24 protein-coding genes are annotated in these 21,795 nt (G+C 37.6%); 23 read left to right on the forward strand and 1 reads right to left on the reverse strand.

Going from position 1 to position 21,795, the window contains the following annotated elements; genetic code table 11:
• Window positions 1-20: 20 nt before the first annotated feature.
• The 23 genes from BAQ49_RS28355 to BAQ49_RS28465 all read left to right on the forward strand — a co-directional run bounded on the left by BAQ49_RS28355 (window position 21) and on the right by BAQ49_RS28465 (window position 20,731).
• On the forward strand, window positions 21-1,043 hold the full coding sequence (locus tag BAQ49_RS28355; protein ID WP_071748014.1) for a YeiH family protein: 1,023 nt from the start codon (window positions 21-23) through the stop codon (window positions 1,041-1,043).
• Window positions 1,044-1,296: 253 nt separating this feature from the next.
• On the forward strand, window positions 1,297-1,494 hold the full coding sequence (locus BAQ49_RS28360; RefSeq protein WP_071748015.1) for a helix-turn-helix transcriptional regulator: 198 nt from the start codon (window positions 1,297-1,299) through the stop codon (window positions 1,492-1,494).
• Between the two features lie 11 nt (window positions 1,495-1,505).
• Window positions 1,506-1,895 (forward strand): hypothetical protein, encoded by a 390-nt coding sequence (locus BAQ49_RS28365; protein ID WP_071748016.1) that lies wholly within the window; start codon window positions 1,506-1,508, stop codon window positions 1,893-1,895.
• A 17-nt stretch (window positions 1,896-1,912) separates the two neighbouring features.
• Window positions 1,913-2,134 carry a hypothetical protein gene (locus tag BAQ49_RS28370; protein WP_002089582.1) on the forward strand — a complete coding sequence of 74 codons (222 nt, stop codon included), beginning with the start codon at window positions 1,913-1,915 and terminating at the stop codon, window positions 2,132-2,134.
• 105 nt (window positions 2,135-2,239) lie between these two features.
• Window positions 2,240-2,467, forward strand: coding sequence for a hypothetical protein (locus BAQ49_RS28375; protein ID WP_071748017.1), 228 nt, complete (start codon window positions 2,240-2,242; stop codon window positions 2,465-2,467).
• 100 nt (window positions 2,468-2,567) lie between these two features.
• Window positions 2,568-3,329, forward strand: coding sequence for a MerR family transcriptional regulator (locus tag BAQ49_RS28380; protein ID WP_071748018.1), 762 nt, complete (start codon window positions 2,568-2,570; stop codon window positions 3,327-3,329).
• Complete coding sequence (locus BAQ49_RS28385) at window positions 3,326-3,946, forward strand: hypothetical protein (RefSeq protein WP_071748019.1); 621 nt, start codon at window positions 3,326-3,328, stop codon at window positions 3,944-3,946. The genes BAQ49_RS28380 and BAQ49_RS28385 overlap by 4 nt, the downstream gene beginning before the upstream one ends.
• A 45-nt stretch (window positions 3,947-3,991) precedes the next feature.
• A complete protein-coding gene (locus BAQ49_RS28390; RefSeq protein ID WP_071748020.1) occupies window positions 3,992-4,423 on the forward strand; it encodes a DUF4362 domain-containing protein in 432 nt (143 codons plus the stop codon).
• Window positions 4,424-4,575: 152 nt separating this feature from the next.
• Window positions 4,576-6,552: an excinuclease ABC subunit B gene (gene uvrB / locus BAQ49_RS28395; protein WP_071748021.1), complete on the forward strand. Its 1,977-nt coding sequence runs from the start codon at window positions 4,576-4,578 to the stop codon at window positions 6,550-6,552.
• A gap of 5 nt (window positions 6,553-6,557) precedes the next feature.
• Entirely contained in the window at window positions 6,558-9,428 is a 2,871-nt protein-coding gene (gene uvrA, locus BAQ49_RS28400) for an excinuclease ABC subunit UvrA (RefSeq protein WP_071748022.1), read from the forward strand.
• 187 nt (window positions 9,429-9,615) lie between these two features.
• A complete protein-coding gene (locus BAQ49_RS28405) occupies window positions 9,616-9,996 on the forward strand; it encodes a phage holin family protein (RefSeq protein ID WP_071748023.1) in 381 nt (126 codons plus the stop codon).
• Between the two features lie 156 nt (window positions 9,997-10,152).
• On the forward strand, window positions 10,153-11,082 hold the full coding sequence (hprK, locus tag BAQ49_RS28410) for an HPr(Ser) kinase/phosphatase (RefSeq protein ID WP_002016091.1): 930 nt from the start codon (window positions 10,153-10,155) through the stop codon (window positions 11,080-11,082).
• Window positions 11,083-11,106: 24 nt separating this feature from the next.
• On the forward strand, window positions 11,107-11,919 hold the full coding sequence (lgt, locus tag BAQ49_RS28415; protein ID WP_071748024.1) for a prolipoprotein diacylglyceryl transferase: 813 nt from the start codon (window positions 11,107-11,109) through the stop codon (window positions 11,917-11,919).
• 66 nt (window positions 11,920-11,985) lie between these two features.
• A complete protein-coding gene (gene ppaX, locus BAQ49_RS28420) occupies window positions 11,986-12,636 on the forward strand; it encodes a pyrophosphatase PpaX (protein WP_071748025.1) in 651 nt (216 codons plus the stop codon).
• Window positions 12,637-12,714: 78 nt separating this feature from the next.
• On the forward strand, window positions 12,715-13,221 hold the full coding sequence (locus tag BAQ49_RS28425; RefSeq protein WP_071748026.1) for an acyltransferase: 507 nt from the start codon (window positions 12,715-12,717) through the stop codon (window positions 13,219-13,221).
• A gap of 145 nt (window positions 13,222-13,366) precedes the next feature.
• Complete coding sequence (locus BAQ49_RS28430; protein ID WP_071748027.1) at window positions 13,367-14,878, forward strand: tetratricopeptide repeat protein; 1,512 nt, start codon at window positions 13,367-13,369, stop codon at window positions 14,876-14,878.
• An 84-nt stretch (window positions 14,879-14,962) separates the two neighbouring features.
• Complete coding sequence (gene trxB, locus BAQ49_RS28435; RefSeq protein ID WP_044738134.1) at window positions 14,963-15,919, forward strand: thioredoxin-disulfide reductase; 957 nt, start codon at window positions 14,963-14,965, stop codon at window positions 15,917-15,919.
• Between the two features lie 161 nt (window positions 15,920-16,080).
• The gene (locus BAQ49_RS28440) at window positions 16,081-16,887 is read left to right on the forward strand and encodes a DUF368 domain-containing protein (protein WP_071748028.1); all 807 of its coding nucleotides are present in this window, start codon (window positions 16,081-16,083) and stop codon (window positions 16,885-16,887) included.
• Window positions 16,888-17,102: 215 nt separating this feature from the next.
• A complete protein-coding gene (locus BAQ49_RS28445) occupies window positions 17,103-17,561 on the forward strand; it encodes an NUDIX hydrolase (RefSeq protein ID WP_001190080.1) in 459 nt (152 codons plus the stop codon).
• A 20-nt stretch (window positions 17,562-17,581) separates the two neighbouring features.
• A complete protein-coding gene (gene rapZ / locus BAQ49_RS28450) occupies window positions 17,582-18,463 on the forward strand; it encodes an RNase adapter RapZ (RefSeq protein WP_000138460.1) in 882 nt (293 codons plus the stop codon).
• Between the two features lie 3 nt (window positions 18,464-18,466).
• The gene (locus BAQ49_RS28455; RefSeq protein ID WP_000712191.1) at window positions 18,467-19,420 is read left to right on the forward strand and encodes a gluconeogenesis morphogenetic factor MgfK; all 954 of its coding nucleotides are present in this window, start codon (window positions 18,467-18,469) and stop codon (window positions 19,418-19,420) included.
• 88 nt (window positions 19,421-19,508) lie between these two features.
• Window positions 19,509-20,459 (forward strand): DNA-binding protein WhiA, encoded by a 951-nt coding sequence (whiA, locus tag BAQ49_RS28460; RefSeq protein ID WP_071748029.1) that lies wholly within the window; start codon window positions 19,509-19,511, stop codon window positions 20,457-20,459.
• 23 nt (window positions 20,460-20,482) lie between these two features.
• Complete coding sequence (locus BAQ49_RS28465; protein ID WP_071748030.1) at window positions 20,483-20,731, forward strand: HPr family phosphocarrier protein; 249 nt, start codon at window positions 20,483-20,485, stop codon at window positions 20,729-20,731.
• A gap of 297 nt (window positions 20,732-21,028) precedes the next feature.
• Here the strand turns inward: BAQ49_RS28465 and clpP are convergent, their stop codons facing one another.
• Window positions 21,029-21,610 (reverse strand): ATP-dependent Clp endopeptidase proteolytic subunit ClpP, encoded by a 582-nt coding sequence (clpP, locus tag BAQ49_RS28470; protein WP_001049163.1) that lies wholly within the window; start codon window positions 21,608-21,610, stop codon window positions 21,029-21,031.
• Between the last annotated feature and the right edge of the window lie 185 nt (window positions 21,611-21,795).

The following is a 21,795-nucleotide window of genomic DNA, read 5'->3' on the forward strand; positions in this document are numbered from 1 at the left end:
GATTATTGGGGTGGTACAAGGTGGAACAAACACTTGTTATACAAAAGAAGAAGGGCTTTGGATTTTCGCAAGGTATTGGGATTACGTTATTGATTGCCATTGCCGCGAAATATTTAGCAGAGCTTCCATTTTTAAATATTATGGGACAATTAGTAATCGCTATTCTAATCGGGATGGTTTGGCGTGCGGCAATCGGGATTCCTCAAGAAGCGATAGCGGGAACGAACTTTGCGAGTAAGAAGTTGCTTCGCTTCGGGATTATCTTACTTGGAATGCGGTTAAATCTTGTAGATATTGCGAAGGCTGGGCCGAAAGTATTGGTCATCGCAGCGGTTGTCATTACATTTACCATTTTCGTTGTATATGGACTAACGAAAGTATTTAAAGTAGAAAAGAAACTTGGGATTTTAACAGCATGCGGGACGGCAATTTGCGGTGCGGCAGCGGTCGTGGCAATTGCACCGCAAGTGAAAGCGAAAGATGAAGAAACGGCAGTTGGGGCAGCGATTATTGCAATTTTAGGTACGATATTTACACTTATTTATACGCTATTATACCCAGTGCTCGGCTTATCTCCGTACGGTTACGGTGTATTCTCAGGGGCGACGCTGCATGAAATTGCTCACGTAATTGCGGCTGCAGCGCCAGGCGGTAGCACGGCTGTAGACATCGCGGTTATTGTGAAATTAACGCGCGTAGCGATGCTTGTGCCAGTAGCGATTTTAATTGGATTATGGTTTGGTAAGAGCGAGGGAAGCAAAGAAAAAGGATCGTGGCGCGATCTTCCGATTCCTTGGTTCATCTTCGGATTTTTAGCAATGAGTGCGGTGCATTCGCTTGGGATTATCCCAGAAGTTGTTGCGGGATATATTGTAGTCATTGCGTACATGCTTATCGCAATGGCGATGGCAGGACTCGGTTTAAATGTAGAGTTTAAAACGTTCCGCAAATTAGGAAGCAAAGCATTTGTAGCAGGGCTGATTGGCTCGGTTTGCCTATCGATTCTTGGATATATTCTTGTATGGGCATTAGGATTTATGTAGTAGAGGAAAAAGCTGTTCCAAAAGATATTTTGGGACAGCTTTTTCTTATGATTATAGCGCTACGGATGTCGGTATTTATCGGTAAGTCGATATATTTGGAAAATCGCCGATATAAATGCAATTCCTATCGCACTACGTTAGAGAAGATTTTCAGTAAAAGAGTTTTTTGAAAATTTGTAAAGATATCTTTACTTATAACTGAAAAATATTTATAATTTAAGTAAAGATATCTTTACTTTTGAAGGTGGAGCCTATGGGTGTAAAAAATAAAATTAAAGAATTAAGAAAGCAACATCATATAACACAAGCTGAAATGGCAAAGGTGATGCAGGTGACACGGCAGACAATCGTGGCGATTGAAAACCATCATTACAACCCGAGTCTAGAGTTATCCCTAAAAATCGCCAAATATTTTGAGATGAAGGTAGAGGAAATATTTACGCTGGAGTAAGGGGAGAGAAAATGAATGACACTAAAAAGTTGTATATCGCTACTGTCTTAGGATTATGTGGAGGAGACGTTTTAGTTCGTATTATGGACCCATCTATACCGATGTTACTGCTAATAGTTAGTAACATTTTAGCAATTCTACTTTTAACTGTATATGTGTATTACAAAAAGCGTAAGTACAAAAAAGAAGAACTTCCAGATACAGATGAGCGAGTAAATGAAAATATAAAAAGGCATGTAAATGTCTCGCTTATATTCGCATTTGTTCTTCTTATTGTTTACATTGGTGCGAGCAAAGTCATAGGCAGAGATGTCATACCTACGCCAGAAATATTTACTGTATGTAGTTTCTTATTTGCTGGTAGCCTCATCATAGGGGTAATGGCGGGAAAAAGAGCATAGCGATAGGAGGAATGAAAATGCAAGATGAGTTTGAGAGATTTCAATCGGATAAAGCGTTTAAATATTTAGGGTTGTTTTTAACAATGAGTTTAGCGGTATGGAGTTTGTACAATTTAATTGTTTATGGAAATGCGGGCATGCCGTTTGTTTTATTTGTATTAGGACAGTTTGTTTATTTCTTTGTGAACTATTGGCCGAAATGGAAATATAGAAATCAAAAAGAGGCTGATCATGTATGAATAAGCAAGAGGTTATAAGGTTTATAGGAAGCTTATCTTTAGCGGGGCATTGACGAGTGTATTAGCAACAAGGGAAATCAAATAAATGCATAAAGGGGAAACGGGATGGGATTAGCGGTATTATGTGTTGCGACGGCTATATTTGCACTTTTGTGGGGGATGCAAAACTTCTCTCGTAATCCAGTGCCAAGTGTATGTATTATGATTGGTGCTGTAGGTTTATCATACTATTTATTAGTCTTAGCGCATTATCATAAAACAGCAACAAGTGTTGTTGTTGGGGCAATTATTTTATCTTGTGGGCGTACTATACAAAAGGGGTTATTTCCATAAAAGCTGTTTATACAAAAGGTATAAACAGCTTTTTGTATTTTTTTTACAAACTACTTGAAAGTTACGTTACGTCACCTTTTATAATGAAGGAGAAGAGGTGATGGAGTTGATTTCAATTCAAGAACTAACGAGGGAAACAGGGGTTACAGTAAGGACGTTACGATATTATGATCAAATCAATTTATTAAAGCCGAGTGGGAAAACTGATGGGGGACATCGGTTATATAGCGAGAGAGATGTTGTTCGTTTGCAGCAAATTTTATTTTTAAAAGAAATGGGTTTTTCATTAAAAGAGATTACGAATATGTTAATAACGGATGAGCTCAATTTAAAAGTATCGCTTGAAAAGCAACTTAAGTTTGTACAAGAAGAACAGAAAAAATTTAATCGAATGGAACGTATTTTACAAGCAGTTGTTTATTCAGTAGATGTAGAAGGGGAACTGGATTGGAAAGTTATGTTTGAACTCATTCAGCTTTCGAAACAGTCTCCTCGTATACGTGAAATATTTCAAAATGAAGTCTTTTCGAAAGAAGAGCAAGATTTACTTCATAATTTGCCAAATATGAGTGAGGAAGATCCGAATGTGTTAGAGTGGGTAGATTTATTAAAGCAATTACGTAACTTTATGAAAGACGGTAAGGAAGCATCGTGTGATGAGGTACAAGGTGCAACAAAGAAATTAATGCAGAAGTGTTTAGAGATGGCAAATGGTGACGAAGCATTTTTAGATAAATTGTGGGAAGTAAGAAAGTCAAAAGAAGATTCACAAAAAATGAGTATGTATCCAATTGAGGAAGAGCTTCTAGTATATATGGATGAGGCTTTTCGTATATATGATGAAAGGGAGAGGAATAAATGAGTATACTCGCAGAATATCGATGGTACTTTTTAATTGGTGCAGAGATTGTATTTTGGCTATCAGCTATTGGATTCTTTTTACTAAGGTATGGATTTCGCTTGAAAAAGGCGAGCTTTATTATGGGGATTGTGCTACTCATAAATGAAGTGTTTATTTTAACTTTAGGGGTATTGGACTATTATCAAACAGGGAAGTTCTCTAATTTTCAAATCATTACGGTAATCATCTTATTATATGCAGTTTTTTATGGGAAAAAGGATTTGAAGAAATTAGATATATATGTACAAAAATTAGTTGCGAAGTGGCGGAATGAACCGGCGCCTATTATCGAAGAACCACTTGAAGTAACAGGCATGGCGCACGCGAAGCAAGAAATGAAAACTTGGTTATTACATCTTGTTTTATTCGTTGTTGTTCATATATTCTTTTTCTTCGCGTATGGATTTATTCCATTTGAACAGTGGAGCAATTGGTTAGAGTCAGGAATCGTTTTAAATAAAGCAGCAAGCCGTGTAAGCCAAGTGTGGGCTATTATTCTTTTAGCGGATACTGCAATTTCATTTTCATATGTGATTTTTCCGAAGAAGGAGAAAGGAAACGAGAAGCTACTTTCATAGAGGAAAGTAGCTTTTTGGGTATACAAATAATTTTTATAGGAGAGGATGATAATAGAAAAAAGAAGCGGTTTTATATGCCTAGTTCTCTTTAGCTTAGTAGCATGCTCACAACCTAACAGTGCAATTGATAAGAAGAATGATGTCGTTGCAAAGGGGGCAGAAATTTCTAATCTAGATAAATTCGAAAAGTTCGTTTTGAACGTGGAACAAGGGGAAGTTGATAAAATAAGAATTGTAAATTATACACATGAAGGTGATCCGGTTTTTCAAACGTTAGAGCATAGTGAGAAAGAAATACTTTATGTGTTAGATAATAGACAAGACCAATTTGCTGGTGACCATAAAGGGTTACATAAAGATAGTTGTAAAAGGATTGTTAAAGAGCAACGTGAATCAGAAACGGCTTATAGGTTAATAGATTGTGCGAATGAAAATGGGCGCAATGGATATGACTTATTATATATACCTAAAAAATAAAATTGATAGAGGAAGGACGTTTTTTATTCCTTCCTTTTTCTATGTATAACTTGTCGAAAACTTTACCGAATATCTGTTCGTTTTTTTAGGTTTTTTATGGGCATTCGTGGTAAAATAATAATACAGATTTTTATGAGGAGGTCGGTTTTTAGTTGGAACATCCATTTGAAATTATCTCAGAATATTCCCCGCAAGGTGATCAGCCGGGAGCGATAGAGAAGCTTGTAGAGGGAATTAATAGTGGAAAGAAAAAGCAAGTGTTGCTTGGAGCGACAGGGACGGGTAAGACATTTACGATTTCAAATGTCATTAAAGAAGTGCAGAAGCCAACACTTGTAATGGCTCATAATAAAACGTTAGCAGGACAGTTATATAGTGAGTTGAAAGATTTCTTTCCTAACAATGCTGTTGAGTATTTTGTTAGTTATTACGATTATTATCAGCCGGAAGCGTACGTACCACATACGGATACATTTATTGAAAAAGATGCGCAAATTAATGATGAAATCGATAAATTACGTCACTCAGCAACGTCTTCTTTATTCGAACGAGATGATGTTATTATCGTTGCGAGTGTGTCGTGCATATACGGTTTAGGTTCACCGGAAGAATACCGCGAGTTAGTTGTTTCACTTCGAGTTGGTATGGAAAAGGATCGTAATCAATTGCTTCGTGAACTTGTTGATGTACAGTATGGACGTAATGATATTGATTTCAAGCGTGGTACATTCCGTGTGCGCGGAGATGTAGTTGAAATCTTCCCGGCATCGCTTGACGAGCATTGTATTCGAATTGAATTTTTCGGTGATGAAATCGATCGTATTCGAGAAGTAAATGCATTAACGGGTGAAGTATTAGCAGAACGTGATCATGTAGCAATCTTCCCGGCATCTCACTTCGTTACACGTGAAGAAAAGCTGAAGGTTGCTATTGAAAATATTGAAAAAGAATTAGAAGAACGTTTAAAAGAATTAAATGATAACGGTAAATTGTTAGAAGCGCAGCGTATAGAACAACGTACACGCTATGATTTAGAAATGATGCGTGAGATGGGCTTTTGTTCAGGGATTGAAAACTATTCCCGTCAATTAACACTTCGTCCAGCAGGTTCAACACCATATACACTGTTAGACTATTTTCCAGAGGATTTCTTAATTGTTATGGATGAATCGCACGTATCGGTGCCGCAAGTAAGAGCGATGTATAACGGAGACCAAGCGCGTAAGCAAGTGCTTGTGGATCATGGGTTCCGTCTGCCATCAGCTTTAGACAATAGACCGCTCACGTTTGATGAGTTTGAAGAGAAAACGAATCAAGTTATTTACGTTTCGGCAACACCAGGACCATACGAATTAGAGCAATCACCAGAAGTAATAGAACAAATTATTCGTCCAACAGGGCTTTTAGATCCACCAATTGATATACGACCAATTGAAGGTCAAATTGATGACTTGTTAGGAGAAATTCAAGATCGTATTTTGAAAAATGAACGTGTATTAATTACGACTTTAACGAAAAAAATGTCAGAGGATTTAACAGATTACTTGAAAGATGTAGGAATTAAAGTGAACTATCTTCACTCTGAAATTAAAACGTTAGAACGTATTGAAATTATTCGTGACCTTCGTCTTGGTAAATTTGATGTACTTGTCGGTATTAACTTATTACGAGAAGGATTAGATATTCCAGAAGTATCACTTGTAGCTATTTTAGATGCTGATAAGGAAGGATTCTTGCGTTCAGAGCGTTCATTAATTCAAACAATTGGTCGTGCGGCGCGTAATGCAAACGGCCGCGTTATTATGTACGCAGATCGTATAACGAGATCAATGGGAATTGCAATTGAAGAAACGCAGCGTCGTCGTACTATACAAGAAGCTTACAATGAAGAGCATGGTATTACGCCGAAGACGATTCAAAAGGGAGTACGTGACGTTATTCGTGCGACAACAGCAGCTGAGGATACGGAAACATATGAAGCAACACCAGCTAAGAAGATGACGAAAAAAGAACGTGAAAATACAATTGCGAAGATGGAAGCAGAGATGAAAGAAGCAGCAAAAGCGTTAGATTTCGAGCGTGCAGCTGAATTAAGAGATTTACTATTAGAATTAAAAGCGGAAGGGTGAAAATAGTGAGTAAAGATTTTATTGTTGTAAAAGGTGCTAGAGCGCATAATTTAAAAAATATTGACGTAACCATTCCGAGAAATCAGCTTGTTGTTGTGACGGGATTGTCTGGTTCAGGAAAATCATCGTTAGCATTCGATACGATTTATGCAGAAGGGCAGCGCAGATACGTAGAATCGTTATCTGCGTATGCACGTCAGTTTTTAGGGCAAATGGATAAGCCGGATGTTGATACGATTGAAGGTTTATCTCCAGCGATTTCAATTGATCAAAAAACGACGAGTCGTAACCCGCGTTCAACGGTTGGAACGGTAACGGAGATTTATGATTATTTGCGTTTATTATTTGCGCGAATTGGTACACCAATTTGTCCGAATCATGGAATTGAAATTACATCGCAAACAGTAGAACAGATGGTAGACCGTGTTCTCGAATATCCTGAACGTACGAAGCTGCAAGTGCTAGCACCTATCGTGTCAGGGCGTAAAGGTGCACATGTAAAAGTGCTTGAAGATATTAAGAAGCAAGGTTATGTTCGTGTACGTGTCGATGGTGAAATGCTTGATGTATCTGAAGAGATTACGTTAGATAAAAATAAGAAGCATTCTATAGAAGTTGTAATTGACCGTATTGTTGTAAAAGAAGGAATTGCGAGTCGTCTTGCAGATTCACTCGAAAGTGCTTTAAAGCTTGGCGGGGGCCGAGTTTTAATCGACGTTATGGGAGAAGAAGAACTTTTATTTAGTGAGCATCATGCTTGTCCGCATTGTGGTTTTTCAATTGGAGAATTAGAGCCGCGCATGTTCTCATTCAATAGTCCGTTCGGTGCATGTCCTTCTTGTGATGGACTTGGCTCAAAGCTAGAGGTAGATTTAGAGCTTGTTATTCCGAACTGGGATTTATCATTAAATGAACATGCGATTGCTCCGTGGGAACCGACAAGTTCACAATATTACCCGCAACTTTTACAATCTGTATGTAATCACTACGGCGTTGATATGGATATGCCTGTGAAAGATATACCGAAAGATTTATTTGATAAAGTATTGTACGGAAGCGGGGAAGAGAAAGTTTATTTCCGCTATGTGAATGAATTTGGTCAAGTAAAGGAAAATGAGATTTTATTTGAAGGTGTTATTCCGAATATCGAGCGTCGTTATCGTGAGACGAGTTCTGATTATGTTCGTGAGCAAATGGAGAAATATATGGCAGAGCAAGCTTGTCCGAAGTGTAAAGGCGGACGATTAAAGCCTGAGAGTTTAGCTGTTTTCGTTGGTGATAAAACGATTGCTGACGTAACGAAATATTCTGTTCAAGAAGTACAGGAATTCTTCTCAAATGTTGAGTTAACGGAGAAACAACAAAAAATTGCTCATTTAATTTTAAGAGAAATTCAGGAGCGCGTTGGGTTCTTAGTGAACGTTGGTTTAGATTATTTAACGTTAAGTCGTGCTGCAGGAACTTTATCAGGTGGTGAGGCGCAGCGTATTCGTTTAGCGACGCAAATTGGTTCTCGTCTTACGGGTGTGCTTTATATTCTTGATGAGCCTTCTATCGGTTTGCATCAACGTGATAATGATCGTCTTATTCGTACATTGCAGGAAATGCGTGATTTAGGAAATACGTTAATTGTCGTTGAGCATGATGAAGATACGATGATGGCTGCTGATTATTTACTTGATATCGGACCGGGTGCAGGTATTCATGGTGGTCAAGTTGTATCAGCGGGTACACCAGCTGAAGTGATGCAAGACGAGAATTCATTAACTGGGAAATATTTAAGCGGTAAAGAGTTCATTCCAGTACCACTTGAAAGACGTAAAGGTGACGGACGTAAAGTGGAGATCGTCGGTGCGAAAGAAAACAACTTGAAAAACGCGAAAATGTCATTCCCTCTAGGTACATTCGTAGCAGTAACAGGCGTATCTGGATCTGGAAAAAGTACGATGATTAATGAAGTATTATATAAAGCGTTAGCTCAAAAGCTATATAAAGCGAAAGCGAAGCCAGGGGCTCATAAAGAAATTAAGGGTCTTGAGCAGTTAGATAAAGTTATTGATATTGATCAATCGCCAATTGGTCGTACACCACGTTCTAATCCAGCGACGTACACGGGTGTATTCGATGATATTCGTGATGTGTTTGCACAAACGAATGAAGCGAAAGTACGCGGATATCAAAAGGGACGTTTTAGTTTTAACGTAAAAGGTGGCCGTTGTGAAGCGTGCCGCGGTGATGGAATTATTAAAATCGAAATGCATTTCTTACCAGATGTGTATGTTCCGTGTGAAGTTTGTCACGGTAAACGTTATAATCGTGAAACGTTGGAAGTTAAATATAAAGATAAGAACATTTCTGAAGTATTAGCAATGACGATTGAAGATGGGGTAGAGTTCTTTGCTAATATCCCGAAAATTAAGCGTAAACTTCAAACGCTTGTAGATGTAGGGCTTGGTTATATGAAATTAGGGCAACCAGCTACGACGTTATCAGGCGGCGAGGCGCAGCGTGTGAAATTAGCTTCTGAATTGCACCGTCGTTCTACAGGGCGTACGTTATACATCTTAGATGAGCCAACGACTGGCTTACATGCCCATGATATTGCACGTCTTCTAGAAGTGTTGCAACGTCTTGTTGAGAGTGGCGAGACAGTACTTGTAATTGAGCATAATTTAGATGTTATTAAAACAGCGGATTATATCATTGACCTTGGACCAGAAGGCGGAGACAAAGGCGGACAAATCGTTGCTTCCGGAACTCCAGAGCAAGTAGTAAAAGAAGAACGCTCGTATACAGGTAAGTATTTAAAAGAGATTTTAAATCGTGATAAAGCAAGAATGAAAGAGAAGATAAAAGAAGTAGAATTATCGCAATAAGTTTATTTATGAAAACCGAGTGGGAAGTACACTTGGTTTTTATTTTGCAAAGGAAAACGGGTAAGAGTGTTAGTAGGTATACAAGCATATAGAATAGAATAAGTTGGTATAAGTGTTTGTAGGATACTTGCGTTTATTAACTATTAGCGTATGATGAAATATATATGTTAAAAGGATGTGTAACGAAATGAGATGGATTGTATCACTTCTTGTAAATAGCGTTGTGTTAATTGCTGTATCCGGACTTTTAAAAGGGGTTGCACCAGACGCATTTTACATAGCAAATATACAAACGGCAATTATTGCGAGTATTATATTGGCGGTTTTAAATGTGTTCGTAAAGCCGTTTTTAATTTTAATTACGCTACCGATTACTGTTATAACGTTTGGTTTCTTCTTAATTGTTATTAATGCGATTACGTTAAAAATGGCAGATTCATTATTGGGAGACGCATTTAATATATCAGGATTTGGTGTAGCGATTGTTGCGGCAATTTGTATTTCGATTTTTAATATGATAATCGAAAAGGCAATTGTTGAACCGTTATACGAAAAAAAGAGAAAATGACAAAAAGAAAAACATTTCATGATTCGTATGAAATGTTTTTTTCTATTTATTAGAAACCGTATTTCTTGTTTCCAGAAAAAAATGGTACAATATCCGATAGAATGGAATTTTACATCAAATGAGACTGAACCCGCAGCGGAGTGGAGGTTTATACATATGCCGAAAGTAAGGACAAAAGATTTAATTGAACAATTTCAATTGGAGTTAGTAAGTGGTGAAGAAGGGATTCATCGTCCGATTGATACAAGTGATTTATCACGACCTGGAATTGAAATGGCAGGATTTTTTACATATTATCCAGCTGATCGCGTGCAGCTTCTTGGAAAAACGGAGCTTACGTTCTTTGATACGTTAACGACAGAACAAAAGCAAGAGAGAATGAAAGCGCTTTGTACTGAGGAGACGCCATGTATTATTGTAACTCGTAATCAAGATGTACCGGATGAGTTATTACAAGCATCACGTGAATCAGGCGTGCCTTTATTACGTTCTGCTCAAACGACGACGAGATTATCAAGTCGTTTAACAAACTACTTGGAAGGTAAGTTAGCGCCAACAACAGCTGTTCATGGTGTGTTAGTAGATATTTATGGCGTTGGTGTTTTGATTACAGGTCAAAGTGGTGTCGGGAAAAGTGAGACAGCACTTGAACTTGTAAAGCGTGGTCACCGCCTTGTTGCAGATGATAGCGTAGAAATTCGTCAAGAAGATGAAGACACATTAGTAGGAAGCTCACCTGATTTAATTGAGCACTTATTAGAAATTCGTGGTCTAGGTATCATTAACGTAATGACGTTATTCGGTGCAGGGGCAGTAAGAAATTATAAACGTATTACGCTTGTTATTAATCTTGAAATTTGGGATCAAAAGAAAAATTATGATCGCTTAGGTCTTGATGAAGAGAAGATGAAGATTATTGATACAGAACTTACGAAGATTACACTTCCAGTTCGTCCTGGTCGAAATTTGGCTGTTATTATTGAAGTAGCAGCGATGAACTTCAGATTAAAACGTATGGGAGTCAATGCGGCACAGCAGTTCTCTGAACGATTAATGAGTGCGATTGAGTTAGGAAATCAAGAGTAGACTCTGGAGAGGGAGGTCATACATATGCTGCTAGGTTCCGTACCACAGCTTGACCGTGTAGCAATTCAGCTCGGACCGTTCCCTGTTTATTGGTATGGGGTTATTATCGGTACAGGCGTGCTACTAGGTCTTTGGCTAGCAACTCGTGAGGGAGAAAGGCTAGGTATTCCGAAAGATACATTTATTGATCTTGTATTAATCGCAGTACCAATCGCCATTCTGTTTGCGAGAATGTATTATGTCATTTTTGAATGGGAATATTATTCGCAAAATCCGAGTCAAATTATTAATATTCGTCAAGGTGGTTTGGCGATTCACGGTGGTTTAATCGGGGCTGTTATTACAGGAATCCTTTTTGCGAAACGACGCGGGCTTTCATTCTGGAAGTTAGCGGATATTGCTGCGCCGAGTATTTTATTAGGACAAGCAATTGGCCGATGGGGAAACTTTATGAACCAAGAGGCGCATGGTGATGAAGTAACGAGACAGTTTTTAGAAGGCCTTCATTTACCGGATTTCATTATTAATCAAATGTATATTGATGGTGTGTATTATCACCCAACGTTTTTATATGAATCATTATGGAACTTTGCAGGTGTTATTTTACTACTCGCGTTACGAAAAGTGAATTTACGCCGCGGGGAACTATTCTTCACATATTTAATTTGGTATTCAGTGGGACGCTTCTTCGTAGAAGGTTTGCGTACAGATAGTTTAATGTTAGGACCACTTCGTATTGCACAAGTAATGTCTATTGGAATTGTTGTTATTTCTATCATTTTCATTATTGTGAGACGAAAGATGGGGCAAGCTGATAAAAGATATTTAGAAAATTAGAGAAAAGTAGCATCTTATATAAGATGCTGCTTCTTTCATATTCAGGTAATGAAAGGGTTAAGGACGATGAAAATAAATACAGTGTTATTTGATTTAGATGGAACGTTAATTAATACAAATGAACTTATTATCTCTTCTTTTTTGCATACGTTACATACATATTATCCAAATCAATATAAGCGTGAAGATGTATTGGCATTTATCGGTCCATCTTTGCATGACACTTTTAGTAAGATGGATACAAGTAAGGTTGAAGAAATGATTGCATGTTATCGCCAATTTAATCATGAGCATCATGATGAGTTAGTGGAAGAATATGAGACTGTATATGAAACTGTTCAAGAATTGAAGAAGCAAGGCTATAAAATCGGTATCGTTACAACGAAAGCGAGACAGACGGTTGAAATGGGATTAAAGCTTTCAAAACTTGATCAATTTTTTGATGTTGTCGTGACGATTGATGATGTGGAACATGTGAAACCACATCCAGAACCACTTCAAAAAGCATTGAAATTATTAGATGCAAAACCAGAAGAAACATTGATGGTTGGTGATAATCATCATGATATCGTCGGTGGACAAAATGCAGGTACGAAAACAGTAGCGGTTTCATGGACATTGAAAGGTAGAGCGTATTTAGAGGCTTACAAGCCGGACTTTATGCTAGATAAAATGAGTGATTTACTACCGATTTTGTCTAATATGAACCGTTCATAAAGGTCCAAGTAAGCAAGTAGGGGAAATGTTTCTCTACTAACTTCAAGTTTCACTTTTTTTAGTAGAGGAGAGAGTTAAGTGCGACGGACAACGCGCTATCCTGTTTCAGGAGAGAATTCATTGTGGAATGTGTATAAAACAGTTTCTTTTTGGAAGGTAATGAAAAACTTTATTATTATCCAAATCGCACGTTACACGCCCGTTTTATCCGTGAAGAATTGGTTGTATCGCACGTTTTTGCGGATGGAGGTAGGAAAGAAAACGTCGTTTGCACTTATGGTAATGCCAGATATTATGTTTCCAGAAAAGATTACTGTGGGAGACAATTCAATTATCGGCTATAATACAACGCTTTTAGCGCATGAATATTTAATTCGTGAGTATCGACTCGGAGAAATCATCATAGGGAATGAAGTTATGATTGGAGCGAATACGACAATTTTACCAGGTGTAACGATTGGAGATGGTGCTATCGTTTCTGCTGGCACACTTGTCCATAAAGATGTACCAGAGGGCGCTTTCGTAGGCGGAAATCCGATGCGTATTATTTATACGAAAGAGGAAATGGCCACTAGAGAAGGTTGATGTTAAAAATGTAACATTTCCCTTCTCTTTTTATGAATAAAAAGGAAATAATTGATTATAATATACTGTTTTGTTTTTTACGGAATCGTTTATACTTATAGATAGAAGAATGTGTGAACGAAGAAAACAAAAAACTGGAGGATATATGGGGAAAAATCAAAGAATATATAAGGAGAACGGACAAGTTATCTCTTTTAATCAATTAGCGGACTTCTTTTATAAAAAAGGGATGAGGGCTTATAAAGGGCAAAAATTGCAAGATGCAATTAAATATTTTCGAAGAGCGGCACAAAGCGAGAAGGAGCCGTTTATTTTATGCCAACTAGCAATAGCATTATCTGAATCTGGTGAATATCAAGAGTCGAATCAGATATTTCTAAAGCTTGTTAGATCCAATCCGGAACTTGAGCAATGCTATTATTTTATTGCAAATAATTATGCATATATGGGCTTGTTTCAACAGGCAAAAAAGTATGCAGAGCAATATTTAGAAGTTGCGGAAGAGAAGGAATTTGTAGAAGATACGTTAGATTTGCTTGAGATTATGGAAGAAGAAGCAATGGGTGCGGAAGAGATTGAAGATGAAGATGAGTTAATTGTTATGCAGGAAGAAGCGAACCGTTACATTCGTAACGGACAATTAGAAGAGGCGATTGCTACACTAGAAGTTGTTACGAAAGAATATCCAGAATTTTGGTCGGGTCATAATAATTTAGCGATTGCACATTTCCAATCAGGTAATGTAGATCAAGCGCTTAAGTTAACAGAAATGATTTTAGAGGGAAATCCTGGTAATATTCATGCGCTTTGTAATACGCTTATTTTTCTATATTCAATTGGAGAACATAAACAAGTAGAAGCATTAGCGGGGCAGCTCGTTTCAGTATATCCGATTTCATTTGAACATCGTTTGAAACTTGCAACGACGCTTGCAACAATTGGTCATTTCGAGTGTGCCTATAAATGGTTCAAAGTATTAAAGCGTCAAGGATACGAGGGAGACGTTAGTTTTTATTATTGGTTTGCATATTCTGCCTATATGATGAAAGATCAGCAAGTGGCTGAAAAAATGTGGCAACATGTAGTAGAGTTGCATCCTGATAAAAAAGGAAAAGAACCGTGGAATGCACTGAATTTAGCAGATGAAGGACAAAATCTTTTATTTGAAGAGTTACGGAAATCATTTCAGAAAAGTACAACGCTAGAAGAGAAAATGCTAGCTTTATATTTAATGAATGAGTTGTCAACACCAGAGAAGGTTGGATTCTTCTTTGATGTAACGCAAGCGAAAAATGGTGTTCCAATCGTATCGCAACTTGCAAAATATTTCTTTTTACTTAATAGTCATAAAAGCATCCCAGCTGATTTACAGCAATTTGAACAGTGCGCGCGAATCGCGGATGCATTATACAATTATACGAAAAAAGACGATGAATTAATCGAAGAGTGTTTAAACTTTTGGTTTTGTACGTTCATACGTTTATATACATCTGGAGCGACTTTTACAAATGTGTACGGTTGGTCAGCGGCAATTGAATACATTGTGCGCGGCGAACAAAGAAATAAGATGACACAGGCAGAGCTTGGTGATGTATATAATGTATCTGTAGCGACTGTACGAAAGTATGTGCAGGCTGTTAAGCGCACGCACACGTAGGATAGGCAAATCATTGGGAAAAAAGTGATGCTAACAGTATAATGAGGGTAACTTAATGTGTATGAATGAATGGGAGTGAATAGTGTGTCAGAAGAAAAAATTTATGATGTCATTATTATTGGTGCAGGACCAGCTGGTATGACAGCTGCGGTATATACATCTCGTGCGAATTTAAGCACATTGATGCTTGAGCGTGGTATTCCAGGTGGACAAATGGCAAATACAGAAGATGTAGAGAACTATCCAGGTTATGAGTCTATTTTAGGACCAGACTTATCAAATAAAATGTTTGAGCATGCGAAGAAATTTGGTGCTGAATATGCATACGGTGATGTGAAAGAAATCATCGATGGCAAAGAATACAAAACAATTATTGCTGGTAAAAAAGAATATAAAACACGTGCAATTATCGTTGCAAGCGGTGCAGAGTATAAAAAAATTGGTGTGCCAGGCGAAGCAGAACTTGGTGGCCGCGGTGTATCATATTGTGCAGTATGTGATGGTGCATTCTTTAAAGGGAAAGAACTTGTTGTTATTGGCGGCGGAGATTCTGCTGTTGAAGAGGGTGTGTTCTTAACACGCTTCGCATCAAAAGTAACGATCGTTCACCGTCGTGACACTCTTCGTGCACAGAAAATTTTACAAGATCGTGCTTTCCAAAATGAGAAAGTAGATTTCATTTGGAATCACACGATTAAAGAAATTAACGATGCAAATGGTAAAGTAGGAAGCGTAACACTTGTAGATGTAAACAGTGGAGAAGAACAAGAAGTTAAAACTGACGGCGTTTTCGTATACATCGGTATGCTACCATTATCAAAACCGTTTGTTGAGTTAGGTATTACAAATGAAAATGGTTATGTTGAAACGAACGAGCGTATGGAAACGAAAGTTCCTGGTATTTTCGCAGCCGGTGATGTTCGTGAAAAAATGCTTCGTCAAATTGTAACTGCAACAGGCGATGGTAGTATTGCAGCGCAGAGTGCACAGCACTACGTAGAAGAGTTATTAGAAGGATTAAAAACTGTAACAGAAAAATAAGGGGATTTTTCCTTTTGAGAAGAAAGCTACCGATGGGTGGCTTTCTTTTTTTTGTTCAAATGTCAAACTTTTGTCAAAAATAATTAAGAATTTAATATTTCTTATTGTTATACTAGAATTTACGGAAAAAATCACTATAAGAAATGAGGAATTTATTCAGTATGGAATGGCGTAATATATATCGTGGATTTTGTATGGGCGTTAGTGATTTAATTCCTGGTGTGAGCGGCGGAACAATCGCTGTTGTGTTAGGGATTTATGAACAATTGCTGGCAGCAATTAGCGGATTCTTTAGTCGCGAATGGAAAAAACATTTAGCATTTTTAATCCCACTTGCAGCGGGTGTAGCGGCAGCTTTTCTAACGTTAAGTCACGTTATTAAATATTTATTAGCAAATCATTATGAACCGACTCAATTTTTCTTCCTTGGTTTAATTATTAGTATATTACCGATGTTAATGAGAGAAGCGGATGCAAAGGCAACGTTTAAAGGTGGTCATATTGTCTTATTAATAATTGCAGCAATTCTTGTTGCGATAACAGCATTCTTTAAACCAGATAAGGCAGCTGATCCAATTACGACGTTAACAATTTTAAATGCAATTGGTTTATTTTTCGCAGGATGGATGGCTAGTATGGCTATGCTTCTTCCTGGAATTAGCGGATCGTTTATTTTATTAATTATTGGTGTGTACCCGACAGCAATTAACGCTTTAACTACACTCAATTTACCATTAATCGCGGTTATCGGTGCTGGCGTTATGGTTGGATTTGTTGTAAGTAGTAAAGGGATTAGCTTTTTATTAGATCGTTATAAAAGTATGACATTTGCGGCAATTATTGGACTTGTTATCGGTTCAATTGTCATTGTGTTCCCTGGCATTCCGACTGGTGGAATTTCAATTGTAAGTTCAATTATTACTTTTATTTTAGGATTTGCGGTCGTTACTTATTTCGGTAAGAAATAAGGATTTTTCGTCCCCTTAACGGTAAAAACGTTAAGGGGATTTTTATGTGCTATTCATGGGAAGTAAGGCATTTTGATTGCTTGTTATAGAAAAAATTTTTACAATTACTTAGCAAAAGGGGACTGGCACCTTCGTTGTAGCAAACTGTTTTTGATAGTATAATGAAATGAGTATGCAGTGAGAAATTTTGCTGCAAGTAGCTGAGGTGAAGAAACATGCAAAGAGTGACAAACTGTGTGTTAATTAGAGATAATGAAGTACTCTTACTCCAAAAACCTCGCCGAAATTGGTGGGTTGCACCAGGCGGAAAGATGGAGCGTGGTGAGACGGTAAGAGATTCCGTTGTTCGCGAGTATCGTGAAGAAACAGGTATTTATTTAAAGAACCCAGCATTAAAAGGGGTCTTCACCTTTGTCATCCAAGAAGGTGATAAGGTTGTTTCTGAATGGATGATGTTCTCCTTTTTAGCAACAGATTTTGCAGGAGAAAACAAATTAGAGAGCGAAGAAGGCATCATTGGTTGGCATACATTTGATAAAATTGATGACTTAGCAATGGCACCAGGAGATTATCACATTATTGATTATTTAATTAAAGGGAATGGTATAATCTACGGTACATTTGTATATACCCCAGATTTTGAGTTGCTTTCATATCGATTAGATCCGAGTTAAATCTGCAAGGAGAGGATACGATGACAGAGAATAATGATATAAAAATGGTAATTATTACAGGGATGTCTGGAGCTGGAAAAACGGTAGCGTTACAAAGTTTTGAAGATTTAGGATATTTTTGTGTAGATAATTTACCACCGATGTTATTGCCGAAGTTTATTGAACTTATGGCGGATTCAAAAGGTAAAATGAATAAAGTGGCACTCGGTATTGATTTACGTGGCCGAGAGTTTTTTGAGTATTTATGGGGAGCGCTTGATGATTTATCAGAACGTACATGGATTATCCCTCATATTTTATTTTTAGATGCGAAAGATAGCACGCTTGTAACTCGTTATAAAGAAACGAGACGTTCGCATCCACTTGCGCCAACTGGCTTGCCGTTAAAGGGAATTGAAGCTGAGCGTGGTCTATTAACTGATATGAAGGCGCGTGCGAATATTGTGCTTGATACATCAGATTTGAAACCGAAAGAATTAAGAGAAAAAATTGTTCACATATTCTCAACAGAAACTGAGCAAGCGTTCCGTGTAAATGTTATGTCATTTGGATTTAAGTACGGAATTCCAATTGATGCTGATTTAGTATTTGATGTTCGTTTTTTACCAAATCCATACTATATTCCACATATGAAGCCATTAACAGGACTGGATGAAGAAGTTTCGTCGTATGTGCTGAAATTTAATGAGACACATAAGTTTTTAGAGAAATTGACGGATCTTATTACTTTCATGCTGCCTCATTATAAAAGAGAAGGTAAGAGTCAACTTGTAATTGCGATTGGATGTACAGGGGGACAACATCGTTCTGTTACGCTTACAGAGTACCTTGGGAAACATTTGAAACCAGAGTATAGCGTTCATGTATCTCATCGTGATGTGGAGAAGAGAAAGGGCCATTAAGGGATGAAAAAAGAGAGAAAACCTAAAATTGTCATCATGGGAGGAGGAACTGGACTTTCTGTTTTATTAAGAGGATTAAAACAATATCCTGTTGATATTACGGCAGTTGTAACAGTAGCCGACGATGGAGGCAGTTCAGGTAGACTACGTGATGAGCTAGAAATTCCACCCCCAGGTGATATTCGTAACGTACTTGTTGCGTTATCGGATGTAGAACCATTAGTGGAAGCTTTATTCCAGCACCGTTTTACAACTGGAGACGGACTGAAAGGTCATGCGTTAGGAAATTTATTATTGGCAGGTATGACTTCGATTACAGGAGACTTTTACCACGCGATTACGGAGACAAGTAAAGTATTAAATGTCAGAGGACGTGTATTGCCAGCAGCGAATCAAAGTGCGGTACTTCATGCAGAGTTAGAAGATGGGGAAATTGTAACAGGTGAATCAAAGATCCCATATTTCGGGAAGAAGATTAATCGTGTCTTTTTAACTCCAGAAGATGTAGAACCGCTATATGAAACGTTGATGGAAATTAAACGGGCTGATTTACTTGTTTTCGGTCCAGGAAGTCTGTACACGAGTATATTACCGAATTTAGTTGTTAATAAAATTGGGGACGCTGTTCTTGCTGCAAAAGCAAAGAAGGTATATGTGTGTAATGTTATGACGCAAGCGGGTGAAACGATGGGGTATACTGCGTTCGATCATGTGCAGGCGTTACATGATCATTTAGGTAAACCATTTATCGACACTGCAATTGTAAATAATCGTGATATTCCTTGTGAATTACGTAAGTTATATGAGGAAGAAATGTCGGGACCAGTTGTAGTGGATACAGATCGTTTTGCTGCAAATAATATCGAAATCATTCAAGATCAATTAGCGAAGTATGATGAGCGTGTTGTAAGACATGATACATTAAAGTTAGCTTCTATTTTATATTCACTGCTATAAAGGTGCGTTGCCTCGTTTGAGGTAACGCTCCTCATTCATATAGGACAAGATTTTTGTTCCAAAATAATCGTATAAGGAGGTGTTGACTGTGTCATTTGCATCGGAAACCAAGAAAGAGTTGACCAACCTTGAAATGAAGGAATGCTGTGAGAAAGCTGAATTATCAGCGTTGCTTCGAATGAACGGGTCGCTTTCTTTTTCAAACCGTCGCTTATCTATCGATATTCAAACGGAAAATGCAGCAATCGCAAGAAGGATTTATACGCTTTTGAAAAAAGGATATGATGTGACGGTAGAATTACTTGTTCGTAAAAAAATGCGATTGAAGAAAAATAATGTATATATCGTGCGGCTTGTTGAGAAGTCTCGCGAAATATTAGCAGATCTTCGTATTGTTCGAGATGACTTTTCGTTAATTCGAAATATATCGCAGGAATTAATCGAGAAGAAATGTTGTAAACGATCTTATTTACGAGGTGCATTTTTAGCAGGTGGTTCAGTAAATAACCCAGAAACATCATCTTATCATTTAGAGATCTTTTCGTTATATAAGGAACATAATGATTCTATATGTGAACTGATGAACGGATTTGATTTAAATAGTAAGACGTTGGAAAGAAGAAAAGGGTACATTACGTATTTGAAAGAAGCTGAGAAAATTACAGAGTTTTTAAATATTATAGGTGCTCATAATGCACTTTTAAGATTCGAAGATATTCGAATTGTTCGCGATATGCGTAATTCAGTAAATCGTTTAGTTAACTGTGAAACAGCTAATTTAAATAAAACAATTGGTGCAGCGCTAAGGCAAATCGAGAATATCCGCTATATTGATGAGACGGTTGGGCTTGATATTTTGCCAGATAAATTAAGAGAAATTGCACAGTTACGAAGAGATTATCAAGATGTAACATTGAAAGAGTTAGGTGAGATGGTATCCGGGGGGAAAATTAGTAAATCGGGTATTAATCATCGTTTGCGTAAAATCGATGATATTGCAGAGAAATTACGCGCGGGGGAAACAGTAGCAAAAAAATAAGAGGTTAAAGGGGAAATGGAGCTGTGGTTCAAAAATTGGTTAAAGTTGCATTAAAAAACGGCTTACAAGCACGTCCGGCTGCGTTGTTTGTACAAGAGGCAAATCACTTTCATTCTGATATTTTCATTGAGAAAGATGGAAAGACAGTTAATGCAAAGAGCATAATGGGGATTATGAGCTTAGCAATCGGAACTGGTAGCATGATTACAATCACAACAGAAGGTTCAGATGCAGAGGAAGCTTTAGAAGCCTTAGCTGCATATGTACAATAAATGGCTATCGCGCATGTGCGATAGCTTTTTTGTTTTGTTACTTGCGGGCATTCTGATTGGTGCGTGCTAACGATAAGTGGGGGTATGTTGGTGGTTCGTGCTTGTCGGGAATTGTCGGTAAGTCGATATGTTGTGTCGAAACGTCGATATATTTAAAGAATCGCCGATATAATTTGAGTTGTGTTCGATATAATTGAAAAATCGCTGATATATCTCGGTAAATACTGGGTGGGGTATGTGTGCGGGGGTACATGATAAAAAAGCGCCCTGTAATAGGGCGCTTCCGCTTTAAATCTATTAACGATTTGTAAAGATCTTATCGATTAAACCGTATTCTAGAGCTCTTTCTGCTGTCATGAAGTTGTCACGGTCTGTGTCGCGTTGTAGAACTTCAAGTGGTTGACCTGTACGGTCAGCAAGAATTTGGTTTAATTTTTCACGTAAGAATAGGATACGTTTTGCAGCGATTTCGATTTCAGTCGCTTGACCTTGTGCTCCGCCAAGTGGTTGGTGAATCATAACTTCACTGTTTGGAAGTGCGTAACGTTTTCCTTTTTCACCTGCTGCAAGTAAGAATGCACCCATAGATGCAGCCATACCGATACAGATTGTTGATACTTGTGGTTTAATAAACTGCATTGTATCGTAAATTGCCATACCAGCTGTGATAGAACCACCAGGGCTGTTGATATAGATGTGAATATCTTTTTCTGGATCTTGAGATTCCAAGAATAAAAGCTGGGAAACGATTGAGTTTGCTACGTTGTCATCAATTGCACTACCAAGCATAATGATGCGGTCTTTTAATAGTCGAGAGTAAATATCGTAAGCGCGTTCTCCACGATTTGTTTGTTCAATTACTGTAGGAATTAAATTCATCTGTTATTTCCTCCTTCTAAAGCTTTCTTAGTCTTATAATACAATTATGGTCAATAAAGGTCAAACGAAACCACTTTAAATCAAAAAAATATGTAGTTGTACCATGATTTATTCGCTATGTTTTTGAAATTCCCTGCTTATGTATCTTCAACATCATAACCGAATTACATAAATTTAAACGTGAT

It is taken from the genome of Bacillus proteolyticus, from assembly GCF_001884065.1.
In the GTDB taxonomy this organism is placed as follows: Bacteria; Bacillota; Bacilli; order Bacillales; family Bacillaceae_G; genus Bacillus_A; species Bacillus_A proteolyticus.

What these genes read in the sequence shown, in the direction of transcription:
- BAQ49_RS28360 (WP_071748015.1), top strand. Translation starts at nt 1,297, where the DNA reads ATGGGTGTAAAAAATAAAATTAAAGAATTAAGAAAGCAACATCATATA.
- BAQ49_RS28390 (WP_071748020.1), top strand. Translation starts at nt 3,992, where the DNA reads ATGATAATAGAAAAAAGAAGCGGTTTTATATGCCTAGTTCTCTTTAGC.
- BAQ49_RS28445 (WP_001190080.1), top strand. Translation starts at nt 17,103, where the DNA reads ATGCAAAGAGTGACAAACTGTGTGTTAATTAGAGATAATGAAGTACTC.
- rapZ (WP_000138460.1), top strand. Translation starts at nt 17,582, where the DNA reads ATGACAGAGAATAATGATATAAAAATGGTAATTATTACAGGGATGTCT.
- BAQ49_RS28385 (WP_071748019.1), top strand. Translation starts at nt 3,326, where the DNA reads ATGAGTATACTCGCAGAATATCGATGGTACTTTTTAATTGGTGCAGAG.
- BAQ49_RS28365 (WP_071748016.1), top strand. Translation starts at nt 1,506, where the DNA reads ATGAATGACACTAAAAAGTTGTATATCGCTACTGTCTTAGGATTATGT.
- BAQ49_RS28405 (WP_071748023.1), top strand. Translation starts at nt 9,616, where the DNA reads ATGAGATGGATTGTATCACTTCTTGTAAATAGCGTTGTGTTAATTGCT.
- ppaX (WP_071748025.1), top strand. Translation starts at nt 11,986, where the DNA reads ATGAAAATAAATACAGTGTTATTTGATTTAGATGGAACGTTAATTAAT.
- BAQ49_RS28455 (WP_000712191.1), top strand. Translation starts at nt 18,467, where the DNA reads ATGAAAAAAGAGAGAAAACCTAAAATTGTCATCATGGGAGGAGGAACT.
- hprK (WP_002016091.1), top strand. Translation starts at nt 10,153, where the DNA reads ATGCCGAAAGTAAGGACAAAAGATTTAATTGAACAATTTCAATTGGAG.
- BAQ49_RS28375 (WP_071748017.1), top strand. Translation starts at nt 2,240, where the DNA reads ATGGGATTAGCGGTATTATGTGTTGCGACGGCTATATTTGCACTTTTG.
- clpP (WP_001049163.1), bottom strand. Translation starts at nt 21,610, where the DNA reads ATGAATTTAATTCCTACAGTAATTGAACAAACAAATCGTGGAGAACGC.
- BAQ49_RS28380 (WP_071748018.1), top strand. Translation starts at nt 2,568, where the DNA reads ATGGAGTTGATTTCAATTCAAGAACTAACGAGGGAAACAGGGGTTACA.
- BAQ49_RS28430 (WP_071748027.1), top strand. Translation starts at nt 13,367, where the DNA reads ATGGGGAAAAATCAAAGAATATATAAGGAGAACGGACAAGTTATCTCT.
- BAQ49_RS28370 (WP_002089582.1), top strand. Translation starts at nt 1,913, where the DNA reads ATGCAAGATGAGTTTGAGAGATTTCAATCGGATAAAGCGTTTAAATAT.
- BAQ49_RS28440 (WP_071748028.1), top strand. Translation starts at nt 16,081, where the DNA reads ATGGAATGGCGTAATATATATCGTGGATTTTGTATGGGCGTTAGTGAT.
- lgt (WP_071748024.1), top strand. Translation starts at nt 11,107, where the DNA reads ATGCTGCTAGGTTCCGTACCACAGCTTGACCGTGTAGCAATTCAGCTC.